The 8,028-nt window shown below is 51.9% G+C and carries 13 protein-coding genes; 1 reads left to right on the top strand and 12 read right to left on the bottom strand.

Annotated features, from left to right (window positions below; all coding sequences use genetic code 11):
* Nucleotides 1-261: 261 nt before the first annotated feature.
* The 8 genes from JNUCC32_RS31480 to dcm all read right to left on the bottom strand — a co-directional run bounded on the left by JNUCC32_RS31480 (nucleotide 262) and on the right by dcm (nucleotide 5,196).
* A complete protein-coding gene (locus tag JNUCC32_RS31480) occupies nucleotides 262-450 on the bottom strand; it encodes a hypothetical protein (RefSeq protein WP_192572802.1) in 189 nt (62 codons plus the stop codon).
* 202 nt (nucleotides 451-652) lie between these two features.
* Nucleotides 653-931, bottom strand: a complete 279-nt coding sequence (locus tag JNUCC32_RS31475) for a hypothetical protein (RefSeq protein ID WP_192572801.1) — start codon at nucleotides 929-931, stop codon at nucleotides 653-655.
* A gap of 148 nt (nucleotides 932-1,079) precedes the next feature.
* The gene (locus tag JNUCC32_RS31470) at nucleotides 1,080-1,904 is read right to left on the bottom strand and encodes a hypothetical protein (protein WP_192572800.1); all 825 of its coding nucleotides are present in this window, start codon (nucleotides 1,902-1,904) and stop codon (nucleotides 1,080-1,082) included.
* A complete protein-coding gene (locus JNUCC32_RS31465; protein ID WP_192572799.1) occupies nucleotides 1,891-2,157 on the bottom strand; it encodes a hypothetical protein in 267 nt (88 codons plus the stop codon). Before JNUCC32_RS31465 ends, JNUCC32_RS31470 begins: the two co-directional genes overlap by 14 nt.
* 119 nt (nucleotides 2,158-2,276) lie before the next feature.
* Nucleotides 2,277-2,843: a GIY-YIG nuclease family protein gene (locus JNUCC32_RS31460; RefSeq protein ID WP_192572798.1), complete on the bottom strand. Its 567-nt coding sequence runs from the start codon at nucleotides 2,841-2,843 to the stop codon at nucleotides 2,277-2,279.
* Nucleotides 2,833-3,459 carry a hypothetical protein gene (locus JNUCC32_RS31455; protein WP_192572797.1) on the bottom strand — a complete coding sequence of 209 codons (627 nt, stop codon included), beginning with the start codon at nucleotides 3,457-3,459 and terminating at the stop codon, nucleotides 2,833-2,835. Before JNUCC32_RS31455 ends, JNUCC32_RS31460 begins: the two co-directional genes overlap by 11 nt.
* Nucleotides 3,446-3,847, bottom strand: a complete 402-nt coding sequence (locus JNUCC32_RS31450) for a sigma factor-like helix-turn-helix DNA-binding protein (protein ID WP_192572796.1) — start codon at nucleotides 3,845-3,847, stop codon at nucleotides 3,446-3,448. The genes JNUCC32_RS31455 and JNUCC32_RS31450 overlap by 14 nt, the downstream gene beginning before the upstream one ends.
* Nucleotides 3,847-5,196, bottom strand: coding sequence for a DNA (cytosine-5-)-methyltransferase (gene dcm / locus JNUCC32_RS31445; RefSeq protein ID WP_228469033.1), 1,350 nt, complete (start codon nucleotides 5,194-5,196; stop codon nucleotides 3,847-3,849). The genes JNUCC32_RS31450 and dcm overlap by 1 nt, the downstream gene beginning before the upstream one ends.
* Nucleotides 5,197-5,266: 70 nt before the next feature.
* Between dcm and JNUCC32_RS31440 the strand changes: the two genes are divergently transcribed.
* Nucleotides 5,267-5,596: a hypothetical protein gene (locus JNUCC32_RS31440; RefSeq protein ID WP_192572795.1), complete on the top strand. Its 330-nt coding sequence runs from the start codon at nucleotides 5,267-5,269 to the stop codon at nucleotides 5,594-5,596.
* 104 nt (nucleotides 5,597-5,700) lie between these two features.
* On the opposite strand, the gene JNUCC32_RS31435 is transcribed toward JNUCC32_RS31440, so the two are convergent.
* From JNUCC32_RS31435 to JNUCC32_RS31420, 4 genes are read right to left on the bottom strand one after another with little or no spacing between them, the layout of a single operon-like run.
* Nucleotides 5,701-6,252, bottom strand: a complete 552-nt coding sequence (locus JNUCC32_RS31435) for a nucleoside/nucleotide kinase family protein (RefSeq protein WP_192572794.1) — start codon at nucleotides 6,250-6,252, stop codon at nucleotides 5,701-5,703.
* Nucleotides 6,239-6,463: a hypothetical protein gene (locus JNUCC32_RS31430; protein ID WP_192572793.1), complete on the bottom strand. Its 225-nt coding sequence runs from the start codon at nucleotides 6,461-6,463 to the stop codon at nucleotides 6,239-6,241. The genes JNUCC32_RS31435 and JNUCC32_RS31430 overlap by 14 nt, the downstream gene beginning before the upstream one ends.
* Nucleotides 6,460-7,791, bottom strand: coding sequence for a cytochrome-like domain-containing protein (locus JNUCC32_RS31425; RefSeq protein WP_192572854.1), 1,332 nt, complete (start codon nucleotides 7,789-7,791; stop codon nucleotides 6,460-6,462). The genes JNUCC32_RS31430 and JNUCC32_RS31425 overlap by 4 nt, the downstream gene beginning before the upstream one ends.
* Nucleotides 7,788-7,991, bottom strand: coding sequence for a 3D domain-containing protein (locus JNUCC32_RS31420; protein ID WP_192572792.1), 204 nt, complete (start codon nucleotides 7,989-7,991; stop codon nucleotides 7,788-7,790). The genes JNUCC32_RS31425 and JNUCC32_RS31420 overlap by 4 nt, the downstream gene beginning before the upstream one ends.
* Nucleotides 7,992-8,028: the final 37 nt, after the last annotated feature.

Below are 8,028 nucleotides of genomic sequence, written 5' to 3'. Positions count from 1 at the left end.
GCGCTGAACCCCGTGAGTTTTCGAAGGCTGTCCGTCCGGAGCGTTTCAGCGGATAATCGCAGGGTTCCGTCAACTAACGAAGCCACTCGTAAAAATTTCGCTTCTATTATATACGCTAATTTCCGCATATATTTCGCAGGTTTACAACGTAGTAATTTACGTCCTAATCGGAACTACTATACTCCGTTAGTCCCCGCCATTTAACGCTATAGATATAAACGGACAGTATCAACGCAATCACAAACGAGTTAATCCGTCTCATTAACGCAATCCCCCTTCGATCAATTCCATCTTTAGCGTATCCCAATCCGCACCATCTTCCGGCTTACTCCGTGTATCTACGCTGCTTACCGATACCTTAGCAGACATATCGTATTCAATTACCGCCTCTACTAGCGTAGCTGTACCGATAATATTACCGTCACTATCCCGCATGATAACGTCAGACATAGCGCAATCCCTCCGATTAAGGCTAACGTTAGTGTTAGCGTTATTGATAAAGATATGGCCGAGGAAGACCGCCTCGTCCTCTGTCCGGCGCTGCCGTCCAGATTCGTATCACTTACCTTGCGTTTAGTTCTTTTTAAAAGATTAACGCGGACAAAGATTATATGATTCACGACGTCGCCGTTAGGCGTCGGAAGTGACGGCGTTAGCCGATATCCTCCGCTACTTCTTCCGTTCTAATCGCGTATTTATCAAGACTGTACGTAGTTATTTCGCCTACTTCGGAAGTAATCGTCACATTCCGATGGGTCACGCTCTCTACTCCGTCAATATACAGCTTATCAAACGATCCATGCCCGTTATTACTTACGAAAACAAGCGCAGGCATTTCGTCAAACACTAACGCAGGTTTTCCGTTAACTTCCGTTAGTTGAATCGGAGACCGGTCATTACCGCCTACATTCGATTTCATCCGTTTGAACATTGCGCTATCCCCTTTCCGTTAACAAAGACTATATATAATTCCGCACCCAAAACGCCGAAAAGCCGCACCACTACGCGGTGGAACGGCATTTTAACGTGTCCGAATAAAGTCACTTTTTTCGCCGATTTGTCCGAATAAGGTCACTTTTTTAAGCGGACAGGCCATTAAATTTCGCAACCAACGACTCGTCAGGCGTCTTGTTTCCGCGATAAAACACGCTAGGATTAAACTGGAACATGCGCTGCGGTCCGACGGATGTACGCGCAATAACGTACTCGCCTCCGAACTTCATATGCGGAAGTCTACGCGTCAATGTCTTCTCGTCGACTCCGATCGCAGCCGCCAATGACTTACCGTTGAACCAGCGTATTTTCTTCGGATCGCGTTCCGTAGGATTCGAGCACAATGCGTTATTACTTACGTGTACATACGGAAGCATGCGGTACATAAGGCCGAGATCAACCGCTTTAACTTCGCGGTAAGCCTGGCGTACTTTTGCCGTGTATGTACGAATAACCGCACGATTCTGCGTTGCTCCTCGGAAGTGATAACGCGGATTGACGTAGTAGCTGCCGAATTCGTCCTCCGTAATGATACCGGATTCCAGGCAAGCGCTCATGAAATCGTAGAACGTACTCCGTTTTCGTTTGAGCTGCAGAACGTCGAGCATGTCCGCGCTAGTCATCGATTCGCCGCGAGCCTTAACGATTCGGCCGCCGTCATAATCAACGTAGCACTGTAGAACGAGCAAGTAGCCGCACTGTGCCGTTGTCAGGCGCTCGGTCACGTAATGGATATCGTCCATAGACGTAAAGGTAAAGCCGGCATTGCGGCCTTTGAACGTTTCGCGGTCAAAGTGTTCCGCAGCTCCTTTACGCTGTGCTTCCGTTATAACGCGGTCACCATAATCGAGGACCGTCGCGTATATAAGTTCGCCCGTTTCCGGATCTGCTAATCGTCTATTTTCCGCCATCAGACACCGCCTTCGCCAACTTGTCCGCTATCTTACGGGCATCTTCCGGACTACCTGCGCTAATCGTTCCGGACGTAATCACCATATCCGGCTCACCCGTTAATTGAACGGTGCCAGCGTCAACTGCCGCCTCCAACTCCCGCAATGCCTGCGCAGCTTTCTTCGCCTCGCGCTGGATCGCTTTGAGTCCGCGGATGGTTTCTGTGATGTCAACGTTGATGTTTACGTTTAGTTCGCGCGTTGATTGCGCCATTTATAACGCCTCCATTTCGTTTTAGACAAAAAGAAAAAGACGCAGATTGATCCGCGCCTCTTAAAATTGACTCCTATACTTACTAAGTCGGTAAAAACACACTTTTGTAAGTAATTAGGTCACTTATTGCGTAACTTTTCGCGCTCTTTTCTTAATTCCCGGATCTCGTCGTCAATGGCGGCCAACTCAATGTAAGTCAATGATTGCGAAAATTTACGGAAATCTTCATCCTCGTGCTCGTCTTCCTCCTCGTCGCGAATGTCCTGCAGGATAAATCGGCGTTCGTCTTCCAACTCGCGTATTCGCGTCATAATCTCGAATAGACGGTCCTCAACGTCCTGCGCATCGTCACCATACCGGTCGAAGAACACTTTAGCGCGGTTTTTAGACGGCTGGAACGTCTGAATTGCGAATGTCTCGTACACCTCACGCTCGTATTCGCTTAGAACGAAGTATACGCGGACATTATTAACGAACGGAATGATATCGACGATATGAGACCGCTGGCTTAAGTGAGCGCGTAGCCTACTTCGCAGGTTTCCCGCCTTGCCTACGTACAGCGCGAGCCCGTCTTTGTCGAGCAGAATGTAAACGCCAGCCTTACCGCCAAGTACGGCCGTTTCTGTTCGGTAGTTGCGCGCAGGAAAGTCGTAATAATCGTCAGGCAGCGCAATATTAATCGCCATATATTACGCTCGCCTCCTGTTTTACGCGTCCTGCAATTCCGACACAGGAAACGAAAGACGGCAGCACTTCGCCACCGTTTTCGAAAAGGTTATATCGCGTTATTTCGCCTGGCGCGGTGTCTTTTTTATACTGTTTGGCCCGTCGCTTATTTCGTATCTTCGTATTTTCATCGAGGAATATCTGCTCCTGCTTGGATCGCGTGCGCCGAATCGGATAACGATACGTCTTACCGTCCGTCGCTAATTGCGAACCTACTCCGCTATGTTGGCGGCTCGCTGAATCGTCAATATCATCGCCAATATTAAGCGCAACCTCGCCTCGCATATTCGAATCTTCGCTTCCGCGTGCGCCGAATCTCCGCCTTTCGAGCTGCGTCTCAGATAGGAATGGATATTCGTTGTGAAGGACCTTGTGTAAATTCGGGTCCGTCAATTCCTCACGCAATACATAATCGGTCAGGCGCTCAAGCTGCGCCCGATCCGGTACCTCTCCGTTTGCTTCGATATAGCGGTCGATTAGCGCCTGCACAGCCGCCATACGCTCCGTTCTGTCTGCGATATTGGTTGCGATGAGTGCCGCTGTGTCCTCGTTGAATTGCGTTTTATAGTCCGTCATTATCCGTCTCCTCTTCGTCAAATTCGACCGTTACCTCACCGTACTCCCACCGCGCAAACACTGCCGCAATCCTGGACGCTGCCTCTCCGATAAATTGCGTAATCGCCTCGCGACTCACCGCCATAAGCGCCGCCGCGTCTTTCTGCGTCAAATCTACGCCATATACCCACGCAATCGCCTCCGTCTGGCGCTCCGTTAGGCCGGCGCTGTTAATTGCGCTATGCAAATCGATCAATATATCGCTGGCTGCCGTGTCGCCTTTGTAGCGGCGTTCGGCTATGCGGTGGCGATCGCGTAATAACGCCTTTACGCCAGCCGCGTCGTTGAGAGCGTATTTCACCTCGTAGGCTCGCGCCTGTTTTTCCGTATCTACTTTAACTGCACCCATTAGACCGCCTCCATTTCCGAAGTCGAACGATTGCCTGTTTCGCTCGATTCCGTTTGCTTTAACCGTTTAACTAGCGGTTTACCTACCGCACGAATAACGTTAACTGTGACGGCATTACCCGCCTGTTTGTAACGCTGCGAATCGCTAATACCTGCGTTCATAACTGCGTCATGTTGCGCGTCGGTAAAGCCCTGCAAGCGCCAGCACTCGCGCGGAGTTAACTTGCGGATGCGGTAGCGTGGTGTTACGACTTGCGGAACCTTATCGAGTCGGGCGGCCTGTAGCGTGCCAGTTTCGTCATATTTGACCGTTGTCGTCCAGCTCGTTGTTTTTTGGAAAACGGTGTAAGGTTCCGCAATCTTCTGCTCTCGTCCGCCACCGCTGACTACCGTGATTGTTGGCGCAAGGCCGTCGACAGAATAGACGCGGTTCATCTGGTCGTTTCCGTAGTGTTCGAGTGAGCCAGCGATTACTGTTGTTTCTACTATTTTCGGTTCGTTTCCGCTGGCGCCCAGCCCACTCGGTGTAGGACAAAGCCCATCTGGCGAATAGACTCTTTTTCTCTGATCGTACCCGGATATATTTACACGCCCGACCATCGCGCAGCCATCGCCGTCCACATTCGTCTCTATTCCGCGCTCTTCTAACTGCGCAATCAATTTCGCCGTCTTTTCCTCGCTCAGATAATATTTCTCGTCGACTTGCATTTCCAAAACGTCTCTCAATCGCGTAGTCACTTCGCCGTTCTCTGGCCAATCGAAGTTAAACGTACGAATCCCAAGCGCCCGTACCCTCCGTTTAGCCCGCGCTACCACGTCGCTCCCAGTTACGTCCCATTCCGCATGTTCCGCGTTACGATCACACGCTAGGAAAATACGCTCGCGATTCTGCGGCACGCCGAAATGTTTCGAGTTGAGAACGCGGAAATCAATCGCGTATCCAATATCGTGAAGGATTACGCACATCGTTTCGAACGTCTTGCCGCCATCATGCGATAACAGCCCCTTCACGTTCTCCAGCAGCATCAGGCGTGGCTGTTTAGCGGAAGCTATACGCGCAATCTCGAAGAATAACGTACCGCGCGCATCTTCGAATCCTTTACGCTGGCCAGCGACTGAGAACGCTTGGCACGGAAAGCCGCCGACCAATACGTCATGATCCGGAATGTTGTGCGCATCGATTTTCGTAATGTCGCCGTGTAATTCCTGGGCGCCGTTGTATAGTGCCTTGTACGCTTGGCTTGCGTATTTATCGATCTCGGACGCGAATACACACCCGCCGCCCAGTCCGTCCAATGCGGAACGAAATCCGCCAATGCCGGCAAACAATTCGATATATTTAAACGTCAAATCTAACCGCCTCCATATCGTTTACTTTTCGTTCAATTTACGTATAATTATCGTTAAAGGAGTGATAACTGTGTCCCAACGCTTTAATATCGAAGAAATTCCGCTCGTCAACTTATTCGTAGCAACGGACAAGCAGCGCCGCCTACGCCTGTCATCGGACATTATCGCGCTATATGACCTACGCAACGGCAACCGCGTCACGCTCGGCTACGACCACACGGCGCAAGTAATCGCGCTCCGTCTCGCTAGTTCTGCGTCAGATCCGACCGCAGCCAACGTAGATAAACGCGGCTACGTGTCGGCGGCGCATTTCTACCGTAAGACGCAGATACCGCAGGAGGCGCGGCGCTACGTGTTCATTGCGGATCAGGACGGTTGGCTGCTTTTTGAGGCGGAGTAGGTTGCGCGTTCTTTTCTAGCGGAGTCCTATCGTCATATGGCGCGCCCCTGTCCGCGTCTATCCGTCCGTAAAAGTAGCCGGCGCGGTAAGCATCGCGGTATATCTCAAGCGGAGACATTGCGCACCACCTCGTCAACCTTCGCGTACAATTCCGCCAGCGTCCCGTCGTTAACGATTTCGTAGTCAACGTCAAATCTGCGCGCGTGACTTTCGGTATCATGCGTCAAGTCGCGTAGGTTAAACGTGTCACCGGACTTGATGGCGCGATCGATGCGGAGGGCTTCCGGTGCTGTTACGCGGATGATGACGAAGCCTTGGAGCTTACACGCCTGAAACTCGTTAGGCTGGCGGAGGTCGGAGATGACTGCGCGGAACGTGAAGCCTGCGTAATTGTGACTCGTTCGTGCTATTTCCGCCAAGCACCGATTAACCCAAATATCTTCGTCAATTTGTTCGCGCATGAACTGTCCATGAAACTGGTAGCCGGCGCGCGGTTTCGGTTCGCGAGGTACTTCGGGATATCGGCGATGGAAATCACGCTTAAGCTCGTCGCCAAATGCGAACCGAGTGTATCCGAATTTCCGCGCCATGTATTCGGCAACGGCGTCCTTACCGCTGCGCATTTCGCCAGTTATTGCGAAGTTAGGGAGCGTCATTCGCGGACACCTCCATCCATTTTCCGTCAGACCGTACCGCATACATCGCGGACGGAATGGCGCTTAACTTAACAACTGCGTAGTTACTAACGTACGGACCTCCGTGATGATATTTAAGCGCAAGTTTAGCGTCTCGAAGGCTTGTGTACGCTTTGCTGTGCGCTAATTCTCCGCTTGGCCTGCGAATGATTACGTAAGTGTCGATCATCATGCGCCCACCTCCTCGCGGCTGTCGTCGACAATGGATGCGTTAGCTAGATACGCGTAGTCCGTATAATCACGGCCGTCTTCCAACGATACTACGCGCATACCGTTTTCAATTCGGTAGGTCCGGCCCGCGATGTCCCAGCACACAACGTCACCAACTCGCGGCTCCTCCGGATTCGGCACGCTCAAGTATTCCGCCGGCACTTCGAGACCAAGCGCACGTCGCAGCGCGATCGCACGTCCGATATGCGCGTTAAATACGTCGTTTGGTGCGGCTTTGGCGATACCTTTGCGGAATGGCTTACCGCCTCTTATCACCGAGATCAAGGCGACGACGGTACGTTTTTTGCGGTTAACGATAAAATCGCACTTATCCGTTATAGAAGATCCGTCTTTATCCGTGAACCAGATAGTCGGACTATATCCGGCATAATAATTTCGGTCGAGCAGCGCTCTAACGTCAGCCTTCGCACGCTCAACGATTTCGTCGCGGATTTGCTGCGGCGACTTAACCGTAGGAATTGCGAAACTCGGCGGCGCATCATCGGCCAGCCCTTCCGCAACTTTGACGGGCTGTTTCGCCTTCTCGAGCGTATCCACACGGGATTCGAGCGATTTGATATCGCCGCTGACGCCTTCCTCGATTAGTACGATGTCTTCGCGAGCAACACGCAAGTCAATCGCCGCTCGCTTGTGCCAGTCGTATAAGGCGTTGAGTCGAGTCTCGAGCGCCTGCACCTTCGCTGTTAATGCGGCGATATTAGCGGCCGCCTGGTCGAGCGGTGGCTGTGCGGATAAGGGGGCGGTAGGTTCGGCGGATTTGGCGGATTCAACTGGTTCGAGTACGCGGTAATCTCCGTCAACAACGTAATATCCGTTGATTCTAACGCGGTTTTTATATACTTCGCCGCGTGCTGACACGGTACCGAATTCTCCGATTCTGTGCATAACTTCGGTATCGTCGATGACTGTGTGCGCCGTGCTCACCGCGATCACGCGCTCGCCTACCGCTGCCTTACGGTCGACCATACGGAGGCGCTCGTCATCGATGCGCCCTTTGGACGCTAGTCGTACGATATCGGTCGGTTCGAGGACTACGTATTCCTCTAACGCGATAACACGCTCTCCTAAAGAATCGACGCGGACGTAACCATCGGACTGACGCACACTACTCGTAACGAATATGTCCCCGATGTCGTACCGATCCTCGAGGGGCCACCGCTTAACAATCTTAATCCGTTCACCTACGGTCGCCTTACGTTTAACCTCGCGATATTCGCGTTCGATTCCGCCCAATTTTTCGTCGTTTAATACCGTGATATTTTCGTTCATTTCGATTCCTCCTCGATTTTTATACTTACCGCTTGCCTTCCGAATTGCTTCGCGTCGTGCAAATTCGCCATCAATACGTCAATTCGCGCGCCTTTAATGTCGCCGCCAACGTCGAGCGCGATCGCGTCGATTTCCGTGCCGTCAGCCAGGCGGATTGTGAACACCGTGCCTAGCGCTATTTCGCGTGGGTCGACCGCCACGACAACTCGTCCGCCATAATATCGCGTGTGCCTCACG

It is taken from the genome of Paenibacillus sp. JNUCC32 (genome assembly GCF_014863545.1).
Classification (GTDB): Bacteria; Bacillota; Bacilli; order Paenibacillales; family Paenibacillaceae; genus Paenibacillus_AQ; species Paenibacillus_AQ lautus_A.
Note: the sequence above shows the minus strand (reverse complement) of the source record. Positions and strands in the feature narration are given on the sequence as shown.

Coding starts and splice junctions, on each gene's coding strand:
- JNUCC32_RS31425 (WP_192572854.1), bottom strand. CDS start 7,791: ATGAACGAAAATATCACGGTATTAAACGACGAAAAATTGGGCGGAATC.
- JNUCC32_RS31435 (WP_192572794.1), bottom strand. CDS start 6,252: ATGACGCTCCCTAACTTCGCAATAACTGGCGAAATGCGCAGCGGTAAG.
- JNUCC32_RS31475 (WP_192572801.1), bottom strand. CDS start 931: ATGTTCAAACGGATGAAATCGAATGTAGGCGGTAATGACCGGTCTCCG.
- JNUCC32_RS31430 (WP_192572793.1), bottom strand. CDS start 6,463: ATGATGATCGACACTTACGTAATCATTCGCAGGCCAAGCGGAGAATTA.
- JNUCC32_RS31450 (WP_192572796.1), bottom strand. CDS start 3,847: ATGGGTGCAGTTAAAGTAGATACGGAAAAACAGGCGCGAGCCTACGAG.
- JNUCC32_RS31465 (WP_192572799.1), bottom strand. CDS start 2,157: ATGGCGCAATCAACGCGCGAACTAAACGTAAACATCAACGTTGACATC.
- JNUCC32_RS31480 (WP_192572802.1), bottom strand. CDS start 450: ATGTCTGACGTTATCATGCGGGATAGTGACGGTAATATTATCGGTACA.
- JNUCC32_RS31460 (WP_192572798.1), bottom strand. CDS start 2,843: ATGGCGATTAATATTGCGCTGCCTGACGATTATTACGACTTTCCTGCG.
- JNUCC32_RS31455 (WP_192572797.1), bottom strand. CDS start 3,459: ATGACGGACTATAAAACGCAATTCAACGAGGACACAGCGGCACTCATC.
- JNUCC32_RS31470 (WP_192572800.1), bottom strand. CDS start 1,904: ATGGCGGAAAATAGACGATTAGCAGATCCGGAAACGGGCGAACTTATA.